Origin of the sequence: Cribrihabitans neustonicus (assembly GCF_048820895.1) — a bacterium.
Taxonomy (GTDB): Bacteria; Pseudomonadota; Alphaproteobacteria; order Rhodobacterales; family Rhodobacteraceae; genus Cribrihabitans_A; species Cribrihabitans_A neustonicus.
Genome location: NZ_JBMERQ010000001.1, coordinates 504,190 through 527,603 on the forward strand (window position 1 = coordinate 504,190; position 23,414 = coordinate 527,603).

General features: G+C 65.1%; 22 protein-coding genes. 7 read left to right on the forward strand and 15 right to left on the reverse strand.

Annotated features, from left to right (window positions below):
- Positions 1-58: 58 nt before the first annotated feature.
- From ACOHWE_RS02395 to ACOHWE_RS02405, 3 genes are all read right to left on the reverse strand, one after another.
- A complete protein-coding gene (locus tag ACOHWE_RS02395) occupies positions 59-1,282 on the reverse strand; it encodes a multidrug effflux MFS transporter (RefSeq protein WP_420663828.1) in 1,224 nt (407 codons plus the stop codon).
- Between the two features lie 149 nt (positions 1,283-1,431).
- A complete protein-coding gene (locus ACOHWE_RS02400; protein WP_420663830.1) occupies positions 1,432-2,088 on the reverse strand; it encodes a DsbA family oxidoreductase in 657 nt (218 codons plus the stop codon).
- Complete coding sequence (locus ACOHWE_RS02405; RefSeq protein WP_420663832.1) at positions 2,085-3,599, reverse strand: class I adenylate-forming enzyme family protein; 1,515 nt, start codon at positions 3,597-3,599, stop codon at positions 2,085-2,087. Before ACOHWE_RS02405 ends, ACOHWE_RS02400 begins: the two co-directional genes overlap by 4 nt.
- 64 nt (positions 3,600-3,663) lie before the next feature.
- Between ACOHWE_RS02405 and ACOHWE_RS02410 the strand changes: the two genes are divergently transcribed.
- A complete protein-coding gene (locus ACOHWE_RS02410) occupies positions 3,664-4,287 on the forward strand; it encodes a helix-turn-helix domain-containing protein (RefSeq protein ID WP_420663833.1) in 624 nt (207 codons plus the stop codon).
- A 22-nt stretch (positions 4,288-4,309) separates the two neighbouring features.
- On the opposite strand, the gene ACOHWE_RS02415 is transcribed toward ACOHWE_RS02410, so the two are convergent.
- The 5 genes from ACOHWE_RS02415 to ACOHWE_RS02435 form a co-directional block, all read right to left on the reverse strand.
- The gene (locus tag ACOHWE_RS02415) at positions 4,310-4,540 is read right to left on the reverse strand and encodes a hypothetical protein (RefSeq protein WP_420663835.1); all 231 of its coding nucleotides are present in this window, start codon (positions 4,538-4,540) and stop codon (positions 4,310-4,312) included.
- Between the two features lie 161 nt (positions 4,541-4,701).
- Entirely contained in the window at positions 4,702-5,358 is a 657-nt protein-coding gene (locus tag ACOHWE_RS02420; RefSeq protein ID WP_420663836.1) for an aquaporin, read from the reverse strand.
- Entirely contained in the window at positions 5,355-5,831 is a 477-nt protein-coding gene (locus ACOHWE_RS02425; protein ID WP_420663838.1) for an arsenate reductase ArsC, read from the reverse strand. The genes ACOHWE_RS02420 and ACOHWE_RS02425 overlap by 4 nt, the downstream gene beginning before the upstream one ends.
- 22 nt (positions 5,832-5,853) lie before the next feature.
- Positions 5,854-6,687 carry an arsenate reductase/protein-tyrosine-phosphatase family protein gene (locus ACOHWE_RS02430; RefSeq protein WP_420663840.1) on the reverse strand — a complete coding sequence of 278 codons (834 nt, stop codon included), beginning with the start codon at positions 6,685-6,687 and terminating at the stop codon, positions 5,854-5,856.
- Between the two features lie 101 nt (positions 6,688-6,788).
- Positions 6,789-8,573, reverse strand: coding sequence for an extracellular solute-binding protein (locus ACOHWE_RS02435; protein ID WP_420663841.1), 1,785 nt, complete (start codon positions 8,571-8,573; stop codon positions 6,789-6,791).
- Between the two features lie 420 nt (positions 8,574-8,993).
- Between ACOHWE_RS02435 and ACOHWE_RS02440 the strand changes: the two genes are divergently transcribed.
- Together ACOHWE_RS02440 and ACOHWE_RS02445 are read left to right on the forward strand one after the other, a co-directional pair.
- Positions 8,994-9,767, forward strand: coding sequence for a 3-hydroxybutyrate dehydrogenase (locus ACOHWE_RS02440; protein WP_420663842.1), 774 nt, complete (start codon positions 8,994-8,996; stop codon positions 9,765-9,767).
- A gap of 92 nt (positions 9,768-9,859) precedes the next feature.
- Positions 9,860-10,888, forward strand: a complete 1,029-nt coding sequence (locus tag ACOHWE_RS02445; RefSeq protein WP_420663844.1) for a patatin-like phospholipase family protein — start codon at positions 9,860-9,862, stop codon at positions 10,886-10,888.
- Here ACOHWE_RS02445 and ACOHWE_RS02450 read toward each other — a convergent pair.
- The 4 genes from ACOHWE_RS02450 to ACOHWE_RS02465 all read right to left on the reverse strand — a co-directional run bounded on the left by ACOHWE_RS02450 (position 10,885) and on the right by ACOHWE_RS02465 (position 14,364).
- Positions 10,885-11,595, reverse strand: coding sequence for a DUF502 domain-containing protein (locus ACOHWE_RS02450; RefSeq protein WP_420663846.1), 711 nt, complete (start codon positions 11,593-11,595; stop codon positions 10,885-10,887). The genes ACOHWE_RS02445 and ACOHWE_RS02450 overlap by 4 nt on opposite strands.
- An 80-nt stretch (positions 11,596-11,675) precedes the next feature.
- Entirely contained in the window at positions 11,676-12,590 is a 915-nt protein-coding gene (locus tag ACOHWE_RS02455; RefSeq protein WP_420663848.1) for a pseudouridine-5'-phosphate glycosidase, read from the reverse strand.
- Complete coding sequence (locus ACOHWE_RS02460) at positions 12,587-13,495, reverse strand: PfkB family carbohydrate kinase (protein WP_420663849.1); 909 nt, start codon at positions 13,493-13,495, stop codon at positions 12,587-12,589. The genes ACOHWE_RS02455 and ACOHWE_RS02460 overlap by 4 nt, the downstream gene beginning before the upstream one ends.
- A 62-nt stretch (positions 13,496-13,557) precedes the next feature.
- Entirely contained in the window at positions 13,558-14,364 is an 807-nt protein-coding gene (locus ACOHWE_RS02465; protein ID WP_420663851.1) for a DUF4198 domain-containing protein, read from the reverse strand.
- Between ACOHWE_RS02465 and ACOHWE_RS02470 the strand changes: the two genes are divergently transcribed.
- A complete protein-coding gene (locus ACOHWE_RS02470) occupies positions 14,363-15,532 on the forward strand; it encodes a HupE/UreJ family protein (protein WP_420663852.1) in 1,170 nt (389 codons plus the stop codon). The genes ACOHWE_RS02465 and ACOHWE_RS02470 overlap by 2 nt on opposite strands.
- A 24-nt stretch (positions 15,533-15,556) precedes the next feature.
- On the opposite strand, the gene ACOHWE_RS02475 is transcribed toward ACOHWE_RS02470, so the two are convergent.
- The gene (locus ACOHWE_RS02475; protein WP_420663854.1) at positions 15,557-16,189 is read right to left on the reverse strand and encodes a thiamine phosphate synthase; all 633 of its coding nucleotides are present in this window, start codon (positions 16,187-16,189) and stop codon (positions 15,557-15,559) included.
- A gap of 189 nt (positions 16,190-16,378) precedes the next feature.
- Here ACOHWE_RS02475 and ACOHWE_RS02480 point away from each other — a divergent pair, with 189 nt between their 5' ends.
- From ACOHWE_RS02480 to ACOHWE_RS02490, 3 genes are all read left to right on the forward strand, one after another.
- On the forward strand, positions 16,379-17,128 hold the full coding sequence (locus ACOHWE_RS02480; RefSeq protein ID WP_420663855.1) for an RNA methyltransferase: 750 nt from the start codon (positions 16,379-16,381) through the stop codon (positions 17,126-17,128).
- Positions 17,129-17,189: 61 nt separating this feature from the next.
- On the forward strand, positions 17,190-18,335 hold the full coding sequence (gene ctaA, locus ACOHWE_RS02485) for a heme A synthase (protein ID WP_420663857.1): 1,146 nt from the start codon (positions 17,190-17,192) through the stop codon (positions 18,333-18,335).
- Between the two features lie 3 nt (positions 18,336-18,338).
- Positions 18,339-19,808 carry a carboxypeptidase M32 gene (locus ACOHWE_RS02490; protein ID WP_420663859.1) on the forward strand — a complete coding sequence of 490 codons (1,470 nt, stop codon included), beginning with the start codon at positions 18,339-18,341 and terminating at the stop codon, positions 19,806-19,808.
- Positions 19,809-20,056: 248 nt separating this feature from the next.
- On the opposite strand, the gene ACOHWE_RS02495 is transcribed toward ACOHWE_RS02490, so the two are convergent.
- Positions 20,057-20,407, reverse strand: coding sequence for a DUF6614 family protein (locus tag ACOHWE_RS02495; RefSeq protein WP_420663861.1), 351 nt, complete (start codon positions 20,405-20,407; stop codon positions 20,057-20,059).
- A 124-nt stretch (positions 20,408-20,531) separates the two neighbouring features.
- Complete coding sequence (gene gyrA / locus ACOHWE_RS02500) at positions 20,532-23,267, reverse strand: DNA gyrase subunit A (protein WP_420663862.1); 2,736 nt, start codon at positions 23,265-23,267, stop codon at positions 20,532-20,534.
- Between the last annotated feature and the right edge of the window lie 147 nt (positions 23,268-23,414).

Below are 23,414 nucleotides of genomic sequence, written 5' to 3' on the forward strand. Positions count from 1 at the left end.
ATCGTCTGGAGAGGTTAGGCGCGGGCCGGTGCCCGGGCAAGGCGGTTTCGGGTGCGGATCACTCGGCCGGCAGCCGTTCCTCGGTCCGGGCCATTTGCAGCATCAGGAAGAACGCCAGCGAGGCCATCGCCAGAAGCCCGCAACCCAGGGGCAGCAGTGAGCCGTCGAACATCAGCCCCACCGGCGCGGCGATCAACGCGGCCAACACGGTGGAGATCGAGCCAATCACAGAGGCGGCCATGCCCGCGATGTGGCCCATCGGTTCCATCGCGATGGCGTTGAGGTTTCCAAGCGTGGTGCCTGCGAGGAAGAAGACGCTGGTCTGCCAGAAGACGAAACAGGCAAACAGCACATTCTGGGGAAGGCCGGCAGTGCTCAAAAGCAGCATGATCGTGCAGACCGCGATCTGCACCCGGAGCGACCAGGTCACGATGCGGCGCATGCCGACGCGCACAACGATGAACGCGTTCAGCACGCTGGCGGTGCCTGCCATCAGGGCAACGAGGCCGAACCAGAACGGAAAGCTTTCGGCGCGGCCGAAGATCACGTCATAGATCGGCTGCACCATGGTGAGCATGGTCAGCAGCATGCCCATGCACAGCGCCTGCACCAGGATCGACAGCCGCACCGAGGGATGGGCGAACATCTCCTGCACCGCGGCCATGAGGAGCGGCATGCGGAAGGGGCGGCGGTCCTCGCGGGCCAGCGTCTCGGGCAGGCGCAGACCCATCCAGAGCACCATGATGACGGCAAACAGCGCAAAAGCGAGGAAGATACCGCGCCAGCCGGAGAACGCGATGATGCCCGCGCCCAGCATCGGCGCGATGGCCGGAACCAGAGTGAAGATCATCATCGCAAGCGACATCAGCTTGGCCATTTCCCGGCCCGCAAAGAGGTCGCGGACGATGGCGATCCCGACGATGCGCGGACCCGCGGCACCCAATCCCATCAGCACGCGGGAGACCAGCAGCACCTCCAGTGACTGCGCCAGCCAGGCCGAGGCCGCCCCTAGAATGTAGAGCGCCGCGCCCCCCGCGATCACCCGCTTGCGGCCGAAGGCGTCGGACAGCGGCCCTGTGAAGAAGGTGCCGATCCCGATGCCCAGCATGAAGGCGGTCAGCACCAGCTGGGCGCGGTTGACGTCATCCGGGCTGAGCGCGGCACCGATTTCCGGCAGGGCCGGAAGCATGGCGTCGATCGAAAAGGCAATGGTGGCGAACATCATCGCGATCAACGCCACGAATTCGGCCTTGGCCATGCCGTGCGCAGGGGAATTCGACATCTGGAACCTCTTACACCTCTTCAGGCGGCGCCGGGGATCGGTCCGGACTGGGAGGCATCCGTTCCGGGTATCACGAATCCCCGGAGCGGACCAGCACCGCGCTGCACAGAACGCTGTGCATTGTTGCGATGCTTAGAGGTTTGCGTGGCTCAGTCCGCGCTGCCATCCGCCAGCTGGCTGCGCAGGTCCGCGATCACCTGCTGCCAGAGTTCGGGCGGCTGGGCGCCGGGCACGGCGTGCTGGTTCGCGATGATGAATGTGGGCACCGAGGTCACGCCCATCTTGCGCGAATGGGCATCGCGGGTGCGGATGGTCTCCACGTCATTGTCCCCGGCCAGCAGCCGCGCGGTCACCTCAGAGTCCATACCGATGGAGGCGGCGATCTCCGTCAGAACGCCACGGTCGCCGATGTCCTGCGCCTCTGCAAAATAGGCCTCGAACAGGGCATCCACCGCGTGGGTCTGCTTACCCTCGATACCGGCCCAATGGATCAGCCGGTGCGCATCCAGCGTATTCGGCGTACGCTGCATAGCCTCGAAGTTGATGCTCAGCCCGGCCTTCTCCGCATGTTCGACCACCGGCGCATAGGCCTTCACAGCACCCTCCTTGCCGCCGAACTTGCGCTCAAGATACGCGCGCCGGTCCATGCCCTCGCGCGGCATGTCGGGGTTCAGCTGGAAGGGGTGCCACTCGATCACGAAGGGATGGTCCGGCTCTGCGGCCAGCGCCCTGTCCAGATTGGCCTTGCCGATGTAGCACCAGGGGCAGATCGGGTCGGACAGGATGTCAAGTTTGACGGCGGTCATGCGGATGTTCCTTTGAAACAGGCGGGCAGGGCGCGGCGGAGGAGCTTGCCGTTGGGGCCTGCGGGCAGGGTGTCGAGGCGGATGTAGGCGCGCGGCTGTTTGTACCGTGCCAGCCGTGCACTGGCAAAGGCCGCCAGGTCATCGGCATTCAACTCTTCGGGACCGGTGTAGAAGGCGGCGATTATAAAGGTTCCGGGCTTCACCTCCACCGCCGCCACGCCGGCCTGGGTGATGCCGGGATGCCCGGCCAATGCAGTCTCCACCTCTATCGGGGAGACCCGGTAGCCGCCCGCGTTCATCATGTCGTCGCTGCGGCCGGCGTAGCGGATGGCGCCGGTACCGGTCATTGCGCCCAGGTCGCCGGTCATGAACCACTCGCCCTGAAAGCGGGCGCCGGTCTCGCCGGGCGCGTTGAGGTAGCCGAGCATCAGTCCGGGGTCGGAGCGGTGCACGGCAATGGTGCCTTCCGCGCCGCGCTCAACCACACCTTCAGGGCCGACGATGGCCACCCGCCGGCCCGGCTGCGGGCGGCCGAGCGTGCCGTCTTCAGCGGGCGCTCCGGGGGCGGCGGAGATGAACGTGGAGCATTCTGACATGCCGTAGGCTTCGTATAGCGGCTTGCCGGTGGCAGTCTCCCAGGCCTGCTGCAGATGGGCCGGGAGCTTTTCTCCCGCCGCAAGCCCGTGGCGCAGGTCCGGAAGATCCAGCGGGCCCTGCGCGAGCATCTTACGGTAAACGCCTGGGGCGGCAGCAAAAAGCGTGGCGCGGTGGTGCTTAAGGAGCGTGGGCAGTAGCTCCGGTGTTGTGCCGGGGGCCGGGATCAGGGCAGTGGCACCGTTGGCCCAGGGGTCCATCAGCCCGGTGCCCAGCGTGAAGGTCCAGTTGAAGGCGCCCGCGTGCAGCAGGCGGTCCTCAGGGGTAAGTCCATACCAGCCCTCCACCATCATCCGCCGGGCCCAAATTGCCCGGTGTGCATGAGCAACCGCCCGCGGGCTGCCGCTGGTGCCGGAGGTGTAGACCACGTAAGCCAGCCGCTCCGGATTTCCCATCGCGTAGCCGCAGGGCGGCAGTGCCTGCATCGCGCAGAGTTCCTCGCGGGTGATCTCATGCGGGTGGGGCGCGGAGGCAATGGCGGGGTCGCGCAGCACCGCGGCGGGCCAAAGCTCTGCGAGGATGCGCGCCACTTCCGGCCCGGTCAGCTGCGGCGAAGTGGGCACCGGAACCAAGCCCGCGGAAATGGCACCGAGGTAGGCGACCGGGAACTCAACCGTGTTGCCGAGCCGGAGCAGCACCATGTCCCCGGGCGCAAGCCCCGCGTTCAAGAGCCCTGTTCCCGTGCCGCGCACCGCGGCCTCCAGCCGCGCATAGCTCCAGTCCCCGGCGCTGTCCCCGGAAACAATCGATAACGCCGTCTTCTGCGCCAGCCGGTCTGCATGGCGCAGCACGTAGGCGGCGAGGTTGAAGGGAGAGGGGCAGGGCGCAATTTGCGCCGGATCGGAAAGGGCCAGCATGGGGGATGGCTAGCCCGTGCCGTCCTGCGTTGCAAGCCGCCGCGGAGGCGCATATAGAGTGGTCATGACGGACCGCGACCCGAAATCCCTGATCACCATCGCCCGCGCCAGCGGCGGTGAAGAAACTGCCGAACCGCTCGATCTGGGCGCCCGGGTGCGCGAGCTGCGCAAGGCGCGGGACTGGACGCTGGAATATGCCGCCAACCAGGCGGGGCTCGCGCGTTCTACCCTGTCGAAGATCGAAAACGGCCAGATGTCACCGACTTACGAGGCGTTGAAGAAGCTGGCGGTGGGGCTTGAGATCTCGGTACCGCAGCTGTTCACGCCGCCGCAGCGCGATCAGGTGAATGGCCGCATGACCGTGACGAAATCTGGCGACGGGTCGGCCCATGCGACCGCCACCTACGAGCACGAGCTTCTGGCCGACGGGCTCACCCGCAAGCAGATGCTGCCCTACCGCGCCCGTGTCCGCGCCCGCGCGATGGAGGAATTCGACGGCTGGGTGCGCCATGACGGCGAGGAGTTTCTCTATGTGCTGACCGGGGTGGTTAAGCTCTACACCGAGTTTTACGAGCCGGTTGAAATGCGCCGCGGCGACAGCGCCTATTACGATGCTGCCATGGGGCACAATGTTATCTCGCTCAGCCCGGAGGATGCGACGATCCTCTGGGTAACCTCGCTGGCCTGACCGGGACTCTTGCCTGCCTGCCTTAGTTGGTGCGGCCGTCAAGTTCCTTGAGCAGGCTTTCGATATAGAGGAAATCATCCACCTCCTCCCGGGCTTCGGTGAGGGTCAGATGGTGGGTGCGGGCCAGATAGGCGACGAATTTGTCCCGGTCTTCCACAATGGAGGGCGCCTTGCTCACTTTCAGATATGGAAAGCGCTGTTTGATGCGGGGCATCCTGTCGAACCAGCTGGCAGCTGCTGCTTGTACAGGCATGGGGGGCACTCCCTGACAAACGGTTTCTAGCTATCGGACCCTGATGGTAACACTTTTTGCCGTTGATGTAACGATTGTGCGAAGGTGTTGCCGCCGAGCCACGAATTTGGGCGGGAAGCTGCCGTTCCCGCCCATGCCGCACTCAACACTGAAGCAGGGTTTCAGGCCTTGGCAAACAGCCGCGGCAGCACCGCCTGGCCGAGGCCGACGGCGATCAGCTGCATCAGGATGAACATCGGGATATGGCCCGGATAGATACCTGCGAAGGTGTCGCTGAAGCCGCGGGCGATGGTAACCGCCGGATTGGCAAAGCTGGTGGAGGCGGTGAACCAATAGGCGCCGGTGATGTACAGGCCAACCAGCGCGGGCACCGCCTCGGGGCGGGAGCGCAGGCCGCCGAAGATCACGAACAGGAGCCCGAAGGTCGCCAGCACCTCAGCCAGCCACTGGGCGCCGCCGCTGCGGTGCATGGTGGCAGAGCTTTGCAGCACATCCAGGCTAAACATGCCGTGGCAGGCCCAAACCCCCAGGATGCCGCCGCAGACCTGAACAAACACATAGGGCGGCACGGCGCGCCAGGCGTGTTGGCCGCGCAGAGCAAAGGCAAGTGTGACGGCCGGGTTGAAATGCGCGCCTGACACCGGGCCAAGCGTGGTGATGATGACGTATAGCATGCAGCCCGTCGCTACCGCATTGGCCAGAAGCGCCAGCGCCACGTTTCCGTCGGCCAGCCGCTCGGCCATGATGCCGGAGCCGACAACGCTGACCAGCAGCATTGCGGTGCCAAGACCCTCAGCGAGCAGCTTCTGGCCGGTCATGCCAGCTCTCCGATGCGGGCCAGTTCTGCGCGCAGCTGCTCCGGCGCCATCTCCTTGAGTGGCAGCGCCAGCAGCGCCTTGGCGCGCCGCTCCAGCGTCTTGAAGGCGGCGCGGAAGGCGCGGTCCCAGTCCTCGGGCTTGGCCGCGGCCGGGTCCGGCACGCCCCAATGCGCCCGCAGCGGCGCGCCGGGCCAGACCGGGCAGGTTTCACCCGCGGCGGCGGCGCAGACAGTGATCACCAGATCCATTTCCGGCGCGCCCGGCCCGGCGAATTCGTCCCAGCTCTTGGAACGCGCGCTGGAGACGTCGATGCCCTTCTCCGTCAAAAGCGCAAGCGACTGCGGATGCACCAGCCCGGTCGGCGTGGAGCCTGCAGAGTAGGCGCGTACGATTCCGCGGCCTGCGTGGTTGAAGATCGCCTCCAGCAGGATTGAGCGGGCGGAGTTGCCAGTGCAAAGCACAAGGATATTCATCGGTTGAAGCCTGTTGTTGAGGTTAATGGGAGGGCTGCATCCGGCCGATATCATCGACGCTGTGCTGCAGGGACATGCGGTCCAGCGTCTCATACGGCAGCGCGGTAAAGGCGCGGATGCGGTTGCGGAGAAGCCCATAGGCCTGCTGGAAGGCGAGGCGCTGCCCGGCCTCGGTGCCATCTGCCTTGACCGGGTCCGCGACGCCCCAGTGGGCGCTCATCGGCTGGCCGGGCCAGGCCGGGCATTCCTCGTTGGCGGCTTGGTCGCAGACGGTGAAGATGAAGTGCATCTTCGGCGCGTCCTCCGCGGTAAACTGGGTCAAATTCTTGGACCTGAGGCCGGAGGTGTCATAGCCCTTGGCCTCGAGCAGGGCTGTCACCTCAGGATGCGGCCCGCGGGAAGGGCGGGTGCCCGCAGAAAAAGCATGGAACCTGCCGCTGCCTTCACGGTTCAGGATCGCCTCGGCGAGCAGAGAACGGGCCGAGTTGCCGGTACAAATGAACAGCACGTTCAAGGGCGCCCGGGCGGCGGGCAGGGGCAACGCTTCTTCAGAAAAAGGGGCGCAGACATCCGGCCGGTTCTGGCAGCAGCCCGCGAGAAGATCGTCGAACATCCCGCGCAAACCGGCAAGGTTTGCGCCATAGAACAGCGAGGTGCCCTGGCGCTGCTGCGAGATCAGCCCGGCCTGTTTCAGCACCCCGAGATAGGCGGAGGCGGTGTTGGGCTTGAATCCCAGCGCGGTGGCGATCTCACCCGCCGGGACGCTGTCCGGATAGCGCCGCATCAAAAGGCGGAACAGCGCAAGTCGGTTCGGATGCGCGAGGGCGGCAAGCTTATCGGAGATTTCTAATTCCATAATTCGCGAATTACGGAATTAGATGCCGTGAGTCAATCCGCCCAAGCCGGAAAAATGGCTTGGGTCGAATCAGGTCTTTTGTGGGATTGAAGGGGAGGCGGTCAGTCCGCCTGCCACCACCAGACATCGGGCATGAAGTCGGTGCGGTCGCCGTAGACCGGCAGCACATCCGGGTAGCGCATTTCCTTCACATGGGCGATGCGGCCGGTGTCGAAGTTCCAGAACGGGATGACATAACGTCCGGCGGTCAGCACCCGGTCGAGCGCGCGCACGGCGGCGGTGAAATCATCCGGGTCTTCCGCGGTCAGCATGGCGTCGATCATCGCCTCCGCGGCGGGGCTGTTCATACCCATGAGGTTGCGGCTCCCGGGGGTTTCCACCCCGTCTCTGCCCCAGTAGTAGCGCTGCTCGTTACCGGGGCTCAGCGACAGCTCGCGGCGGTAGCGCGTGAGGTCGAAATCATAAGCGTTTTCTCGTTCGACATATTGAGCGTTGTCAACGGTTTCCGTTGCCAAGCTGATACCCAGCCTCTCCAGGGCACGGGCGTAGATTTCGGCAACAGTCTTCATTTCGGCATCGCCTTGGCGGATCAGCAGGGAGAGCTCCAGCGGCTGGCCTCCGGCGTTGCGAAGCACGCCGTCCACGACGGTCCAGCCGGCCTCGCTCAGGAGCCGCAATGCCTCTCGCAAATTTGACCGGTTGCGCAGGCTGCCGTCACCCTCGGGTAGGCTGTAGCCGTCCAGCGTACCGGGCACCAGACTGTCCGCAAAAGGCGCGAGCAGGGCTTCCACCTTGCCGGTTGCGGGCCCGGGCTGCATCGCCAGATCCGAGCCCGAGAAATAGGAGGTGATGCGGCGCGGCGTGGAACCAGCTACGGTGGTGCTGATGTACTCGTAATTGAAGGCCAGGATCAGTGCCTCGCGCACGCGCCAGTCATCGAGCGGCGCCCGGCGGGTGTTCATGACCAGACCGGTCATGCCGGAAGGGCGCAAATGCGGGATCTCGCTTTTTACCACGTCGCCGCGCTGGATCGCCGGGAAGTCGTAGTCGTTTTCCCACTTGGCGGCGTTGAACTCGCGCACCGCGCTCAGTTCTCCCGCCTTGAAGGCCTCCATCAGCACGGTTTCGTCGCCGAAGAAGTCGATCCGCATCTCGTCGAAGTTCTGGGTGCCGCGGCGGAAGGGCAAATCTTTGCCCCAGTAATCCGGGTTGCGTTTAAAAGTCACGAAGCGCCCCGGCTCATGATCGCTGACCACATATGGCCCGGTGCCGACCGGGGCGCCCTCGATAGCGCCGCTGCCAAAGGGCTTGCCCTCGAACTGCGCCTTCTTCAGCACCGGCCGCATGCCGGCGATCAGCGCGAGCTCCCGGTCTTCGGTGTTGAATGTGAGGCGCAGGCTGCGGGGGCCGGTCTGCTCGATTCTCTCCACCTTGGTCCAGAATCCGCGGTAGCGCGGATGGCCCTCGGTGCCGAGGGTTTCATAGGACCAGATCACGTCCTCGACGGTGACCGGGCTGCCGTCGGAGAATCGCGCCTCCTCCCGGAGAGTGAATTCGACCCAGGACCGGTCTTCCGCCACCTCGATTGATTCGGCCAGCAGCCCGTAGAGCGTGAAGGGTTCGTCCCAGGAGCGGCCCATCAGGCTCTCGTATCCCCAGAACCTGAGCTGCCACGGCGGGGTGCCTTTGAGGGTGAACGGGTTCAGGCTGTCGAAGCCGCCGGTGTTGCCGAACACCACCCGGCCGCCTTTGGGAGCGTCGGGGTTCGCGTAGGGTAAAGCCACAAAATCCGGTGGCAGCGCGGGGTCGCCATACATAGCTATGCCATGGCGCGGTTCCGCACCTGCGAATCCGGCGCCCGCCAGCAGGGTGATTCCCGCCAGCATACCGCGCCATTTGTGAGAGATTATTGACCGCACTTGCCTAGCCATCCCGCTCCGCCCTTATTTTCTTGAGCCTGCACGCTACGAGCGCTTTTTCGTCTTTTCAAACTTTTAGCTTGGATGGAAGCCGGAAATTGCTTATAAAGGGATCACTGCTCGATAGGTTTCTTGCCTGTATGAAACCTGCCTCAATAACTGACGCCCGCCTTGTGCGGGCGTTTTTTTGTGCGGTATCCCCTGATCCGTGGCGCGAAAGCGCGCCCTGGTCCGGGACGGCTTTGCCGGAAAATCAAGGCTGACCCAACGTCAGTGTGCGGTCAGCGGCTGCGGGAACACCCGTCTGCTCTTGCGCGTTCCCTTCGCGCCTGCAGCATGGCAGAGTGCAGCCAGTTACGTTCAATCAGACCCGAGGGGAAGCCCATAATGTCCTTGCATGGAAAAACTGCCGTCGTCACTGGCTCCAATTCGGGAATCGGGCTGGGGGTTGCGCGCGAGCTGGCGCGGGCCGGGGCCGATGTGGTGCTGAATTCCTTCACCGACCGGGAAGAGGACCACGCCCTGGCTGCGGAGATCGCCAAGGAATGCGGCGTCACTGCGCGCTATATCCAGGCCGACATGTCCAAGGGCGCGGAATGCCGGGCGCTGATCGAGAAGGCGGGCGCCTGCGATATCCTGGTGAACAATGCGGGCATCCAGCACGTGGCGCCGATCGACACCTTCCCTGAGGACAAATGGGATGCGATCATCGCAATCAACCTCTCCTCCGCCTTCCACACCACGGCTGCCGCGCTGCCGGTGATGCGGGCTGCGGGCTGGGGCCGGGTGGTCAATATCGCCTCTGCCCACGGGCTCACCGCATCGCCCTATAAGTCCGCCTATGTCGCGGCCAAGCACGGCGTGGTCGGCATGACCAAGACCGTGGCGCTGGAGACCGCCGAGGAGCCGATCACCTGCAACGCGATCTGCCCGGGTTATGTGCTGACCCCTCTGGTGGAAGCGCAGATCCCCGACACCATGAAGAAGTACAGCATGGGCCGCGAGGAAGTGATAAAAAAGGTCATGCTGGAGCGCCAGCCGAGCCGGGAGTTCGCCACGGTGGAGCAGCTCGGTGGTACTGCGGTGTTTCTCTGTTCCGATGCCGCCGCCCAGATTACCGGCACCACTATCAGTGTCGATGGCGGCTGGACAGCACTGTAAGGCGGACGACGGGAAAGGGGCCGGGCCCCTCCTGGCCCTTCGGGGCCAATTCACCCCCGCGGTAATTCCGGTCAGAAAGTAAAGGACGGATCATGGCGAAGCGGATCAATCTGGCTCTGCAGGGCGGCGGCGCGCATGGCGCCTTCACCTGGGGGGTGCTGGACCGGCTGCTGGAGGCGGAGGAGATCGAGGTGGCGGCGATCACCGGCACCTCGGCGGGCGCTTTGAACGGAGCGGCGCTCAAGGCGGGCCTGGTGCATGGCGGCCGGGACGGCGCGAAGGCGGCGCTGGATGCTTTGTGGCGGCGTATGGGCGCGGTCGGCGACATGCGCTTTGCCCACTGGTTTGCCAACTTTGATGCGGTGGCCTGGGCCGGGGTGATGGAGGCGGCAATGCCGTTTTCTCCGCTTGAGGCGGCGAGTCAGATGATTTCGCCGTACCACTACGGGCCGTTCTACGATAACCCGCTGCGGGACGTGGTGGAGGGGTTCAACTTTTCCGAAGTCTGTGCGGATGAAGGCCCGGAGCTGTTCATTTGCGCCACCTGCGTGCGCAGCGGCAAGATCCGCATCTTCGAAGGCGATGAGCTGAGCACCGAGGCTATCCTGGCCTCGGCCTGCCTGCCGGATATGTTCCAGGCGGTGGAAATCGAGGACCCGGAGACGGGGCGGATGGAGGCTTACTGGGACGGCGGATTCACCGGCAATCCGGCGCTGTTTCCGCTGTTCCGCGATGACCTGCCTGGGGATGTGCTGATTGTGAACATCAACCCGCTGGAACGCGACGAGATCCCGAAGACGCCGCAGCAGATCCGCAACCGGGTAAATGAGATCAGCTTCAACACCTCGCTCCTGCGCGAGCTGCGCGCGGTCAGTTTTGTGCAGCGGCTGATTGCGGAAGGAACACTGGAGCGCGGGCGGATGAAGGAGGTCTTCGTGCATATGGTCGCCGATGACGACCTGATGACGCGGCTGTCAGTCACCACAAAGCTGGTGCCGGTGCCGCAAATCCTGACCCGGCTGAAGGCGGCCGGACGGCAGGCGGCGGAAGTATTCCTTGACCGTCACGAGGCCGATTTGGGAGTGCGCTCCTCCGCCGATCTGCCAGCGATGTTCAGTTAGGCGGCGCTGTCGCCTGCGGGCTTGCGGCCCTGTCCGGCCGGGCGGCTCGGGTCCTTGGCATTGGGGTAGACGAGCCCGGCCGAGATGACCAGCTTGGCCGCATCCTCTACCGTCATGTCGAGTTCGACCACGTCTTCTTCGGGGAAGAACAGAAGGAAGCCCGAAGTCGGGTTCGGAGTGGTAGGAACAAAGATGCTCATCAGCCGGCCGCTGACATCGGCCCGGTCGGAGACCTCGCCCTTCGCGGTTGTGGAGATAAAGCCGATCGCCCAAATTCCCTTTCGGGGGTACTGGATCAGGCACGCCTTGTCGAAGCTGCGTTCAGCCTGGGCAAAGACGGTTTCGGAGATCTGCTTGATGCCGGAGTAGATCGTGCGCACCACGGGCATGCGGTCGACGAGGCGCTCGGCAAAGCCGATCAGCGAGCGGCCGATGATCCCCTTGGCAACCCAGCCCACCACGATGGTGAACAGCAGGAAGATGATCAGCCCGACGCCGCGCAGGTTGATGCCGATATACTGCTCGGGGCGGAATGTGGCAGGCACCAGCGGCAGCACCACACTGTCGATCCAGCCCATCACGGTCCATAGCAGCCAGACCGTCAGCCCGACCGGCGCGATGACGACAATGCCGGTGAAGAAAGACGCCCGGAGGCGTGCAAACAGGCCCGGGCGGCGGTGGGGTTCTTGGTCAAATGGCGTGGTCATCGGTCTGCTTGGCGGAATTGGGTGATGGGAACCTAGGCACGGTCCCGGGGCGGAGCAATGGCCCCGCCCCGGAAATCAACTCAGCCGCGCAGATTGTTGAGTTCCTGTGCGATCTTTGCCGCAAGCCGCGCATTGTTGCGCACCAGCGCGATGTTGGCAGTGAGCGAACGGCCCCCGGTCAGTTCGAAGATGCGCTGCAGCAGAAAGGGGGTAACGTTCTTGCCCGCGATGCCCTGGGCGTCGGCCTCGGTCTGGGCCTGTGCGATCACCGGGGCGAGGTCTTCGGCCGGGATCTCGTCGGCGGCCGGGATCGGGTTGGCGATGAGCTGGCCGCCGGGCAGGGCCATGGCCTGGCGGGCGGCGTGCGCGCGGGCGATCTGGGCCGGATCATCCATGCGCAAGGGAGCCTTCAGATCGGACTGCGCGGACCAGAAGGCGGGGAAGCTGTCCTGACCGTAGGCGATCACCGGCACGCCCTGGGTTTCCAGCACTTCCAGGGTCTTCGGCACGTCGAGGATCGCCTTCGCGCCCGCTGCGACCACGGTAACCGCGGTCTGCGCCAGCTCCAAGAGGTCAGCGGAGATGTCGAAGCTGGTCTCCGCCCCCTTGTGCACGCCGCCGATGCCGCCGGTGGCAAAGACCTCGATCCCTGCGAGCCGGGCCGCGATCATGGTTGCGGCGACGGTGGTTGCACCGGTGCCGCCGGTGGCGATGCAGGCGGGCATGTCCGCCCGGGAGATCTTGGCGACACCCTTGGCCCGGCCGAGCGCCTGGAGTTGGTCCGGCTCAAGCCCTGCGTGCAGCACGCCTTCGATCACCGCCATCGTTGCAGGCACTGCGCCCGCGTCGCGGATGTCCTGCTCAACCTGGGCGGCGACTTCCACGTTCTGCGGGTAGGGCATGCCGTGGGTGATGATGGTGCTTTCGAGTGCCACCAGCGGGCGGCCTTCGGCCTTGGCGGCCTCAACTTCGGCGGAATAACGGATCTCGATCAAAGCGGGGGTTCTCCTGAAACATAAGTGGCAGCAGCCTTGAGCGCCGATGCCAGCGCGGGTTCGCGGGCGGCGCCGCGGGCCTCGGCCGCGATATGCGCGGCCATGAAAGTGTCGCCCGCGCCGGTGACGCGCGCGACTGTTACCCGCGGCGGCACCAGGGTGATGGCGCCCTCAGCGCTGGCTTCGGTGGCGGAGCTGCCGCCGTCGGTGACCAGGACCCGGGCAGCGCCGCGGTCCAGCATGGCCCGGGCGGCGGTTTTGCTGTCGGTGAACTCGGCCTGGCAGAGGATGCCGGCTTCCTCCAGGTTCACGTAGAGCGTGCCGCGGGTATGGGCGAGGAAGGGGCGCAGGCGCTCGGCCTTGCCGGGCGAGGCAGGGGCGACGCGCAGGTCTGCGCGGGCAAAGGCGGGGCTTGCCAGGATATCGTCAAGCAGCGACAGGGTGAGGTTCCCGTCGAGCGCCACCTGGCCTGTATAAGGCGCGGCCTCACTGCCAAGCGTGCCATCCGACAGCGGGCGCAGGATCTTGTCGCCCGCCGCCTCCAGCGAGTGGGCATCCGCAATGGCGGCGATCAGCCCGTTGGCGCCTTCGACGGCCATGTAGCGGTCGGTCGGCAGGTCCTCGGAGCGGTAGACGTGATCGGTGATCAGGCCAAGGTGGCCGCAGGCGGTGATCAGCTCGTCCCCTTCGGCGTCGCGGCCAACGGCGGTCAGAAGGCCCGGGCGCAAGCCGAAGCGCGCCAGCGTCATCGCAATATTCATCGCAACGCCCCCCGGGACCCGGGTGATCCGTCCCGGCATGTCGGAGCCGCGCTGCATTTCCATCGGGCAGCGGCCGATGATGTCCCATAGGACCGAGCCGATGCACAAGATTTCGGGGGCCTGGCTGCCGGATTGTTGTGTCATAGCGTCCTATTGCCGCCTTTTGGGCGCTGCCGCAAGCGGGATCGGCTGCGGGAGGACCGGGCTCAGCCTCCGGGCACGGCAAAGGTGAGCGATGCCCAGAGGCTTTCCCAAACTGCATCTTCGCCCTCCGGAGCCGGGCGCAGGACCACGGCATTCAGAAGGTACTGGTGACCGGGCAGGACCGGAATCGCCGCTTCGCCAGTGTCCGAGGTTTCAACTGTCTGCCGGGTCACGCCGCCGTCCGGGCCGCGGGCAAAAACCTCGACCTGCACGTGCGGGCGCGGTCCGCCCTGGTAGAGCAGCCGCACCGGTATCGTGTTTAAGTATGTGGTGTAGGGGTTGGCGAGCGCAACGAATTCCGTCTCGAGCCCGGTCTCGCGGTCGCGGCCCGTGCCGCCGCCAATTGCCACCAGCGACTTGGCGTATCGGGTATAGCGCTCGCTGAACCCGGCCTCGGGGAGACCGCGCGCCAGATGCTGAGAGCGGATGCCCCTAATCTCTTTTTCCTCCGTAAACCTCTGGAACGCATCCCAGTTGTCATAACGGATGGTCTGCGGTTCAGTTTGGTGCAGCAGCAGCCACAATCCATCACCAACGGGGCCTGCCTGCAGCGCGGGCATGTCACCGGAACGGCCCTCATAGCGCTCGGCGCCGCGGCTGCTGATCAGATCGAAACGGGCGATGCGGTGGCTGAGATAGGGCTGCTCGGCGCCCATGAAATGCTCTCCGTTCCTGAGCCGCGCGATGAGCGGCGCGCCTGAAGGGGCTTGATATTTCTCCGGCGCAATCCAAAACTCGTGGGACAGCCCCGGCGCCGCCGCGGCGGCGAGGCCGAAGAAGAACATTTGGCAGAACAGGCGGAACCGCATGACGTTGACCTCGGCAGTCCAGACCGGCGCCTTTGGGCTGCAGGCCGTGTTGCAACTGCTTGTGTTTAATCTGATTGCCGTCTGTCTGGCAATTGCGCCACGGGCGGCGGCTCATGAGGTGACCCCGGCGATTGCCGATTTTACCGTGGAGGGGGGGCGGATCAGCATCAGTCTGCGGCTCAATGCCGAGGCCCTGGTCGCCGGGATCGACCTCGACGGTCTGAGCAATACGGACAACGCCTCTGGCGCGGCTGATTATGACGAACTGCGCGCGCTGCAGCCGGAGGAGCTGGAACCGATGCTCCGGCTTTTTGCGGAGGACTGGCTGCCGGGGTTCGCGATCGACGCCGGCGGTCCGGTCCCCTTGGCGCTGGAGGCGGTTGAGATCCCCCCGGCCGGCGACACCATCCTGCCGCGCGCCACCCTGTTGCGGCTGAGCGGCGCGGTGCCGCCGGAGGCGCGCAGCCTGCGCATCGCCTGGCCGCAGGGCTCCGGCGGGGTGGTGCTGCGGCAGCACGGGGTGGAGGAGCCTTATACCGGCTACCTGCAGGGCGGCGAGCGCTCGCCGCCCGTGCCGCTCTCCGGCGGCGCCGCGAAGACGCCGGTGCAGGCCTTCGCCGAATATGTGCCGGTCGGCTTTTCGCATATCCTGCCCAAGGGATTGGATCATATCCTGTTTGTGCTGGGGCTGTTCTTCCTGAGCCCGCGCCTCCGCCCCCTCTTGGTGCAGGTGAGCATTTTCACTCTGGCGCACACTATCACGCTGGCGCTTGGCGCCTTGGGGATGGTGAACGCAAACCCGGCGGTAGTGGAGCCGCTGATTGCGCTTTCGATCGTCTTTGTTGCGGTGGAGAACGTCTTTGCCCGCAAGCTGCATAGCTGGCGCACGCTGGTGATCTTCGGCTTCGGGCTGCTGCACGGGCTGGGCTTTGCCTCGGTGCTGGGCGCCTTTGGCCTGCCGCCTGCGCATTTCGTGCCGGCACTGCTGGGCTTCAATATCGGGGTCGAACTGGGCCAGCTTGCGGTGATTGCCGCGGCCTACCTCGGCGTGCGGCTGTGGTTCGGGCGGCACCCGAAGTACCGCGGCCGGGTGGCGATCCCGGCCTCGATCACAATTGCGCTAATCGGCGGCTACTGGTTTACCGAGAGGATGCTGGAGGTGCTTTAGGCGGGCGGGGCAGCCTGAGCCGTCTCAGCCCATTGCGCGCTTCAGGGTCTTCAGCGCGGCAAGCGGGTCCTCGCTGTGCCAGATCTCCTCGCCGATGGCGAAGAAGTCGGTAAAAGGCGCGATCTGGCGCATCAGCTCCTCGGTCAGGCCGCCTTCGGCCACCACAGGGATTTCGATCATCTCGGACCACCATTGGAACAGCTCGAGTTCCGCCTGGGTGCCGTCTCCCAGTCCCGAGGTGCCGACGGGGCCAAAGCTGATGTAATCCGCACCCGCTTCGCCCGCGGTCATGCCGTCGTGCTGCGAGGCGCCGCAGAAGGAGCCGACGATGGCATCGGCGCCAAGCGCCTTGCGCGCCGCCCGCACCGAGCGCGAGGCGTCGGTCAGATGCACGCCGTCGAGCCCCAGCCGCTCGGCCAGGATCCGGTGGTCGGAGATCACCAGCGCCACGTCGCGCTGCATCGTCACTTCGCGCAGCGCATCGCCCGCGCGGCTCAGCGTGTCCTCGTCCCGGCTGGCCAGATCAAGCCGCACGCAGGCGATATCGACCTCGTCCAGGACACGGCCCAGCAGCGCCGGGAATTTGCCCAGCTCAAAGCTCGGCGGGCTCACCAGGTAGATCTGCGGCTGCTCCGGGGCGTTAGCGGGGGTGTCCATCACGTTGGTCCTTTTGCCGGGCGGGTGTGCGGGCGTTTGGCCGGTGTTTACCCGATTTGCCGCCGGACGCAAGGATTTGCGCAGACCGCACACGCCGATCCCGGGCAGAACAAGGGCGCAAGACCTTGCCCCCCGCCGCTGCCGGGATTACAGCAAGGCGGATCTATTTCAGAGCACCCGGAGACCCAGATGCCCACCGGCACCCCTCAGCCCGCCTTTGTCCTTGTGCGCCCGCAGATGGGTGAGAATATCGGTGCCGCCGCCCGGGCGATGTGGAACTTCGGGCTGGACCGGATGCGCATCGTGGCGCCGCGGGACGGCTGGCCGAACCCCAAGGCGGTGGCTATGTCCTCGGGCGCGGGGCGGCTCCTGGACGAGGCGCAGCTCTGCGCCGATCTGCCGGAGGCGCTGGGGGATTGCACCTATGTCTTTGCCACCACCGCACGCCAGCGCGGGCTGACCAAACCGGTCTACAGCCCCGAGCGCGCGATGCAGATCGCAGCCGGGAAAATCGCCGCGGGCGAGAAGGTCGCGGTGCTGTTCGGGCCCGAACGCGCAGGGCTGGAGAACGAGGATATCGCCAAGGCCAACGCCATCATCTCTGTCCCGGTGAACCCGCTTTACGCCTCGCTCAACCTCGGCCAATGCGTGCTGCTCACCGCCTATGAGTGGATGCGCCAGTCCGGCGAGGTGGTGCATGAGACCACTGACCTCGGCCGCAAGGGCGACTGGGCCACCGGCATTGAGGTCGAGAAGCTGGTGGAACACTACGAGGAGCGGCTTGAGGAGGCCGGGTTCTTCTTCCCGCCGGAGAAGGCCGAGGGCATGAAGGTGAACCTGCGCAACCTCTGGAGCCGCATGCGGATGACCCGGTCAGATGTGCAGATGCTGCACGGGATCCTGCGGCAGATGGTCCGCTGGAAGGACCGCCAGGACTAGGGCCGCTGGACCTTCCCCGGCACCGGACCTAGCTTTGGCAGCAACAGACGATGAGGCAAGCATGAGCAAACGCAGCATTTTCGAAGAGGTCGAGGGCGAAAAGTCCGACGCCCCCGCAGCACAAACCGGCGTGATCGACCGCGGCCGCGGCGGCGCGCGCAGGGCGATCCGGGTCTGGCTGATGCTGCTGTTTGCACTGGTGGTTGCGATGATCGTGGTCGGCGGGCTGACCCGGCTCACCGACTCCGGCCTGTCGATCACCGAATGGCGGCCCGTCACCGGGGCGATCCCGCCAATGTCGGAGGCCGAGTGGCAGGCGGAGTTCAGCAAATACAAGCAGATCGATCAGTGGCGCATCCAGAACCAGTGGATGGAATTGTCCGATTTCAAGGAAATCTACTGGTGGGAGTGGGGGCACCGGCAGCTGGGCCGCGTGATCGGCCTGGTTTGGGCGCTCGGCTTCCTCGGCTTCCTCGTCGCGCGCAAGATCCCCGCGGGCTGGACCGGGCGGCTGCTGCTGCCGGGCGTGCTGGGCGGTGTGCAAGGCGCAATCGGCTGGTGGATGGTGGCCTCCGGCGTCACCCAGGGCGAGGGGATGACGGCTGTGGCTTCCTACCGCCTTGCGGTGCATCTGGGGCTTGCCTTCGTGATCCTAGGCTTCCTGGCCTGGTACATCCTGCTCCTCGGCCGCAGCGAGCGCGAGCTGTTGCAGGCCCGCCGCGCCAAGGAGGCCAAGCTGTTCGGCCTTGGCACCGGGCTGATGCATTTTGCGTTTCTGCAGATTCTTCTGGGCGCGCTGGTAGCGGGCATTGACGCAGGCCGGTCCTACACCGACTGGCCGCTGATGGGCGGCCAGGTGATGCCGCCGAACCCTTTCATGATCGAGCCGGTGTGGAGAAACTTCTTTGAAAACCCGGGGCTGGTGCAGTTCATCCACCGGGTCGCAGGTTACCTTCTGTTTGCCTTTGCCGTTGTGGCCTGGCTGCGCGGCCGCCGCAGCGCCCATGCGCGCACGCGCTTTGCCTTCAGTATTGCCTTTGCGGCCCTGTCGGTGCAGGTGGTGCTGGGCATCGTCACCGTGCTTTATGCCGCGCCGCTGCATGCGGCCATCACCCATCAGCTGGTGGCGGTGCTGGTCTGGGTGCTGATCCTGCGCGCCCGTTTCCTCGCCGCCTATCCGGTTGCAACCTTGATCAAGGACCATTGAGACATGAACGCATTTGATGACCTGATGGCGTTTGAGCGCGACACCCAGGCGCTGGGGCAGATCGCGGGCCGCCTTGGCTGGGACCAGGAAACCGTGATGCCGCGCGGCGCGGCGCCGCAGCGGGGTGAGGAGATGGCGGCAATCGAATCCGTGCTGCACGCCCGCCGCTCGGACCCCCGCATCGCCGAGTGGCTGGAGCAGGCCGAGGCCCCCGATGACGCAGGCAAGGCGCAGCTGCGCGAGATCCGCCGTGCCTATGAACGCGCGGTGAAAGTACCCGGCGATCTTGCCAAGAAGATTGCGCAGGTCACCTCGGAGGCGCAGGGAAAATGGGCCCAGGCGCGCGCCGACGACGACGTGCCCGCCTTCCTGCCGGTACTGGAAGAGGTCGTGGCGCTGAAACGCGAGGAGGGCCAGGCGCTGGCCGCGGGCGGCCACGTCTATGACGCGATGGTCGAAGATTACGAGCCCGGCACCACCTCCGCGGAGATTGCCGCGATCTTCGATGCCATGCGCCCCAAGCTGGTGGAACTGCGCGGAAGAGTGCTGGAGAAACCCGCGCCCAAGGGGCTGGAGGGAACCTTCGCCGAAGCTGCGCAGATGGAGCTGACCCGCAAGCTGGCCACGGCCTTTGGATACGACATGCACCACGGCCGTGTCGACAAGGCGGTGCACCCGTTCAGTTCGGGCTCCGGGCTGGATGTGCGCATCACCACGCGCACCAGCGAAATCGATCCGTTCAACTGCTTCTACTCGACCATCCACGAGGTCGGCCACGCGGCCTACGAGCAGAACATCAGCCGCGGCTTCCTGCTGACGCCGCTGGGCCGGGGTGTGTCGATGGGCGTGCATGAAAGCCAGAGCCGGATCTACGAAAACCAGCTTGGCCGCGGCCGCGCCTTCACCGGGTGGCTGTTCGAGGAAATGCGCGCCGCCTTTGGCGATTTCGGCGTGGCGGATGCGGAGGCCTTCTACGCGGCGGTCAACACCGTGCACCAGGGCTACATCCGGACCGAGGCGGACGAGCTGCAGTACAACCTGCACATCATGCTGCGTTTCGATCTGGAGCGTGCATTGATGTCGGGCGATCTGGATGTCTGGGATCTGGAAGCCGCGTGGAACGACCGCTTTGAGAGCGATTTCGGCTATAAGGTCGACAAGCCCTCGAACGGCTGCTTGCAGGATGTGCATTGGTCGGTGGGCCTGTTTGGCTATTTCCCGACCTATGCGCTTGGCAACGTCTATGCCGGCTGCCTTTATCAGGCGCTGCAGCGTGATCTGCCGGGGCTGGATGTGCAGCTGGCGGTGGGCGATACCAGCGCCGCGACCACCTGGCTGCGGGAAAACCTGCAGCAGTACGGCAGCCTGCGCGCCCCGCGCGAGACAATCGCCCATGCCGCCGGTATGGACCCCGCGCCCGGCCCGCTGCTGAGTTACCTCGAAGATAAGTTCACCCGGATTTACGGGCTTTGATCCCGGCGCCGGTGCCGGTTGTGTTTCCGGTACCGGCCGCTGCTCCGGCAGGCGGCGCGGGGGGCGGGGTTCCGTCAACGGGGCTGGGGCGGCTGCGCTGCCCCGAAATTGCCTTATTTCGGGCGCATGCTTCCAGCCTCACTGAAGGTGAGCAGGAGACCGCACCGATGCATACCGCCGTTGCCTATCTGATCTTTGCAAGCTTCGTCTTGTCGCCGACCCTGTTCTGAAACCCGTACCGGGATCGCTCAGATCAGCGCCATACGCTCCGCCCGCTCCGGATCGGGGAAGGGGCGGTAAAGACCGAACTCTGCCCGCGCAATCAGGGCAGAGACATTGGAGTAGAGCCGCTCCACCTCCTCGTCATGTTCGCCCAGCACGCGGAAGGCCTGGTCCAGCTGGGTCATGTCGCGGAACTCGATTTCCAGAAGGAAATCGCGGCAATTGTCCCCGGCGAGGTTCAGCTTGCGCCGCAAAAGCCGCCAGCACTGCACCACGCCGCGCTCCTTCAGATAGCCCATCCATTGGTCCACCGCGCTGGCAAAGCTTAGCGCCTTGGCTTCGTGATGCAGGTCGATGGAGCAGTGATAAAGGTTCATGAGACGGCCCGCCGCAAAAGATACACTTTCGGGTAGAGTGGCCGAAATGCCTTAGGGAAGGGTTAAACGCAAAACGCCGCCCCGTGACAGGGCGGCGTCGGGATTTTGCAGCGGAAGAGGGCTATTATTCCGCCTGCTCCTCCTCATCCCCGTTTTCGGCGATCCAGGCGACCGAGACGACCTCCTCGCCCTTGCCGGTGTTGAACACCCGCACTCCGCCGGCCGAGCGCGAGCGGAAGGAGATGCCGTCAACCGGAACCCGGATCGACTGGCCCTTTGAGGTGGCCAGCATTATCTGGTCGTCCAGTTCCACCGGGAAGGAAGCGACGATCTCGCCGCCGCGCATCGCCTTGTCCATTGCGGTAACGCCCATGCCGCCGCGGCCGCGCACCGGGTAGTCGTGGCTGGAGGACAGCTTGCCGGAACCGCCGGCGGTGATGGTCAGGATCAGGTTCTCCGCCGCCGACATCTCCGCATAGAGCTCGGTTGAGAAGTTCGGATCGGCGACCGCATCCTCGTCCGAGGTTTCGGCATCGTCGGTCAGGCCGGCCATGGCGCGGCGCATCTTGAGGTAGGCGGAGCGCTGTTCCGGGGTGTACTTCGAATGGCGGATCACCGACATCGACACCACCCGGTCGTCGCCGCTGAGCCTGATGCCGCGCACACCGGTCGACTCGCGGGAGTTGAACACGCGCACGTCAGTGGAGCGGAAGCGGATCGCGCGACCCGAATTGGTGAACAGCATCACGTCGTCGTCTTCCGAGCAGATCCGCACGTTCACCAGTTGAACAGACCCGTCCTCGGGCAGCTTCATCGCGATCTTGCCGTTGCGGCGGACATTGGTGAAGTCGGACAGCCGGTTGCGGCGCACGTCGCCCGCGCTGGTGGCAAAGACTACCTGCAGGTTTTCCCATTCCTCGTCCGGTACATCGACCGGCATGATGGCGGCGATCGACACTCCCGGCGGGATCGGCAGGATGTTGACGATGGCCTTGCCCTTTCCGGTGCGGCCAGACTGCGGCAGGCGCCAGGTCTTCAGCTTGTAGACCATGCCATCGGTAGTGAAGAACAGCAGCTGGGTATGCGTATTGGCCACAAACAGCGTGGTCACCACATCCTCTTCTTTGGTCTGCATGCCGCTGAGACCCTTGCCGCCGCGTTTCTGCGAACGGAAATCGGCCAGCGGCGTGCGCTTGATGTAGCCGCCGGAGGTCACGGTCACCACCATGTCCTCACGCTCGATCAGGTCCTCGTCTTCCATGTCGCCGGACCAGTCGACGATCTCGGTGCGGCGCGGCACCGCAAAATTGTCGCGCACCTCGCGCAGCTCGTCCGAGATGATCCCCATGATGCGCTCGCGCGAGGAAAGAATCTCGAGGTATTCCTTGATCTTGCCCGCCAGTTCTTCCAGCTCGTCGGTGACTTCCTTGACGCCGATCTGGGTCAGGCGCTGCAGGCGCAGCTCGAGAATGGCGCGGGCCTGGGTTTCCGACAGGTTGTACGTCCCGTCGTCATTGGCGGTATGGGTCGGGTCATCGATCAGCGCGATATATTCAAGGATCGGCTGGGCCGGCCAGCGCCGGGTCATCAGCTTTTCACGTGCCTCCGCCGCGTCAGTGGACTGGCGGATGGTTGTGACAATCTCGTCGATATTGGTGACCGCCACCGCCAGGCCGCAGAGCACATGGCTGCGCTCGCGCGCCTTGCGCAGAAGATGGGCGGTGCGGCGCGCCACCACGTCCTCGCGGAAGTCGATGAAGGAAGTCAGGAAGCGGCGCAGGGTCAGCTGCTCCGGCCGGCCGCCGTTCAGCGCCAGCATGTTGCAGCCGAAGTACGTCTGCATCGGGGTGAAGCGGTAAAGCTGGTTCAGCACCACCTCGGGCGTTGCATCGCGCTTCAGCTCGACCACTACCCGCACGCCGTTGCGGTCGGATTCGTCCTGAACGTGGCTGACGCCTTCGATCTTCTTTTCGCGGACCTGCTCGGCGATCTTTTCGATCATCGCGGCTTTGTTCACCTGATAGGGAATCTCATCCACGACAATGGCATAGCGGTCTTTCCTGATCTCCTCAACACGGGTCTTTGCGCGGATGATCACGCTGCCGCGGCCTTCGAGATAGGCCTTGCGGGCGCCAGAGCGGCCCAGCATCACCGCGCCGGTCGGAAAGTCCGGGCCGGGAATGTAGTCGATCAGCTGTTCGCTGGTCAGATCCGGGTCCTCGATCAGCGCGAGGGTGGCATCCACCACTTCGCCGAGGTTGTGCGGCGGTATGTTGGTTGCCATACCCACGGCAATGCCGCCCGCGCCGTTGACAAGCATGTTGGGGAAACGGGCCGGCAGTACTGTCGGCTCGCGGTCCTTGCCGTCATAGTTGTCCTGGAAATCAACGGTCTCTTTCTCGATATCCGCCAGCAGCGCCGCGGCGGGCTTGTCCATGCGTACCTCGGTGTACCGCATGGCGGCCGGGTTGTCGCCGTCCATCGAGCCGAAGTTGCCCTGGCCATCCAGCAGCGGCAGCGACATCGAGAAGTCCTGCGCCATGCGCACCAGCGCGTCATAAATCGCCGAGTCGCCGTGCGGGTGGTATTTACCCATCACGTCGCCGACCGGGCGCGCCGACTTTCGGTAAGCCTTGTCGTGGGTGTTGCCGGATTCGTGCATCGCATAGAGGATGCGCCGGTGCACCGGTTTCAGCCCGTCCCGCAGATCGGGGATGGCGCGGCTGACGATGACCGACATCGCATAGTCCAGATAGGACGTGCGCATCTCGGCCTCGATGGACACCGTGGGGCCGTGGTATGCTGGCCGTTCCGGCAGATTTTCGTCCGTGTTTTCAGGAGTTTCCGGCGTATCGCTCACGTTGGCTGCCCGCTCTTTCTTTTGGGTCTATATCTTGTGTCCGTACCCTATCAGATACTGCATATGGGGCGCAAGCTGACAGCCCCTGGGGCCGGAAACAGCCCGTTCACGAAGAGATAACACTCTGTTTTTGCAGAAATTAACAAA

What these genes read in the sequence shown, in the direction of transcription:
- ACOHWE_RS02395 (WP_420663828.1), bottom strand. Translation starts at nt 1,282, where the DNA reads ATGTCGAATTCCCCTGCGCACGGCATGGCCAAGGCCGAATTCGTGGCG.
- ACOHWE_RS02400 (WP_420663830.1), bottom strand. Translation starts at nt 2,088, where the DNA reads ATGACCGCCGTCAAACTTGACATCCTGTCCGACCCGATCTGCCCCTGG.
- ACOHWE_RS02405 (WP_420663832.1), bottom strand. Translation starts at nt 3,599, where the DNA reads ATGCTGGCCCTTTCCGATCCGGCGCAAATTGCGCCCTGCCCCTCTCCC.
- ACOHWE_RS02410 (WP_420663833.1), top strand. Translation starts at nt 3,664, where the DNA reads ATGACGGACCGCGACCCGAAATCCCTGATCACCATCGCCCGCGCCAGC.
- ACOHWE_RS02415 (WP_420663835.1), bottom strand. Translation starts at nt 4,540, where the DNA reads ATGCCTGTACAAGCAGCAGCTGCCAGCTGGTTCGACAGGATGCCCCGC.
- ACOHWE_RS02420 (WP_420663836.1), bottom strand. Translation starts at nt 5,358, where the DNA reads ATGACCGGCCAGAAGCTGCTCGCTGAGGGTCTTGGCACCGCAATGCTG.
- ACOHWE_RS02425 (WP_420663838.1), bottom strand. Translation starts at nt 5,831, where the DNA reads ATGAATATCCTTGTGCTTTGCACTGGCAACTCCGCCCGCTCAATCCTG.
- ACOHWE_RS02430 (WP_420663840.1), bottom strand. Translation starts at nt 6,687, where the DNA reads ATGGAATTAGAAATCTCCGATAAGCTTGCCGCCCTCGCGCATCCGAAC.
- ACOHWE_RS02435 (WP_420663841.1), bottom strand. Translation starts at nt 8,573, where the DNA reads ATGCTGGCGGGAATCACCCTGCTGGCGGGCGCCGGATTCGCAGGTGCG.
- ACOHWE_RS02440 (WP_420663842.1), top strand. Translation starts at nt 8,994, where the DNA reads ATGTCCTTGCATGGAAAAACTGCCGTCGTCACTGGCTCCAATTCGGGA.
- ACOHWE_RS02445 (WP_420663844.1), top strand. Translation starts at nt 9,860, where the DNA reads ATGGCGAAGCGGATCAATCTGGCTCTGCAGGGCGGCGGCGCGCATGGC.
- ACOHWE_RS02450 (WP_420663846.1), bottom strand. Translation starts at nt 11,595, where the DNA reads ATGACCACGCCATTTGACCAAGAACCCCACCGCCGCCCGGGCCTGTTT.
- ACOHWE_RS02460 (WP_420663849.1), bottom strand. Translation starts at nt 13,495, where the DNA reads ATGACACAACAATCCGGCAGCCAGGCCCCCGAAATCTTGTGCATCGGC.
- ACOHWE_RS02470 (WP_420663852.1), top strand. Translation starts at nt 14,363, where the DNA reads ATGACGTTGACCTCGGCAGTCCAGACCGGCGCCTTTGGGCTGCAGGCC.
- ACOHWE_RS02465 (WP_420663851.1), bottom strand. Translation starts at nt 14,364, where the DNA reads ATGCGGTTCCGCCTGTTCTGCCAAATGTTCTTCTTCGGCCTCGCCGCC.
- ACOHWE_RS02475 (WP_420663854.1), bottom strand. Translation starts at nt 16,189, where the DNA reads ATGGACACCCCCGCTAACGCCCCGGAGCAGCCGCAGATCTACCTGGTG.
- ACOHWE_RS02480 (WP_420663855.1), top strand. Translation starts at nt 16,379, where the DNA reads ATGCCCACCGGCACCCCTCAGCCCGCCTTTGTCCTTGTGCGCCCGCAG.
- ctaA (WP_420663857.1), top strand. Translation starts at nt 17,190, where the DNA reads ATGAGCAAACGCAGCATTTTCGAAGAGGTCGAGGGCGAAAAGTCCGAC.
- ACOHWE_RS02490 (WP_420663859.1), top strand. Translation starts at nt 18,339, where the DNA reads ATGAACGCATTTGATGACCTGATGGCGTTTGAGCGCGACACCCAGGCG.
- ACOHWE_RS02495 (WP_420663861.1), bottom strand. Translation starts at nt 20,407, where the DNA reads ATGAACCTTTATCACTGCTCCATCGACCTGCATCACGAAGCCAAGGCG.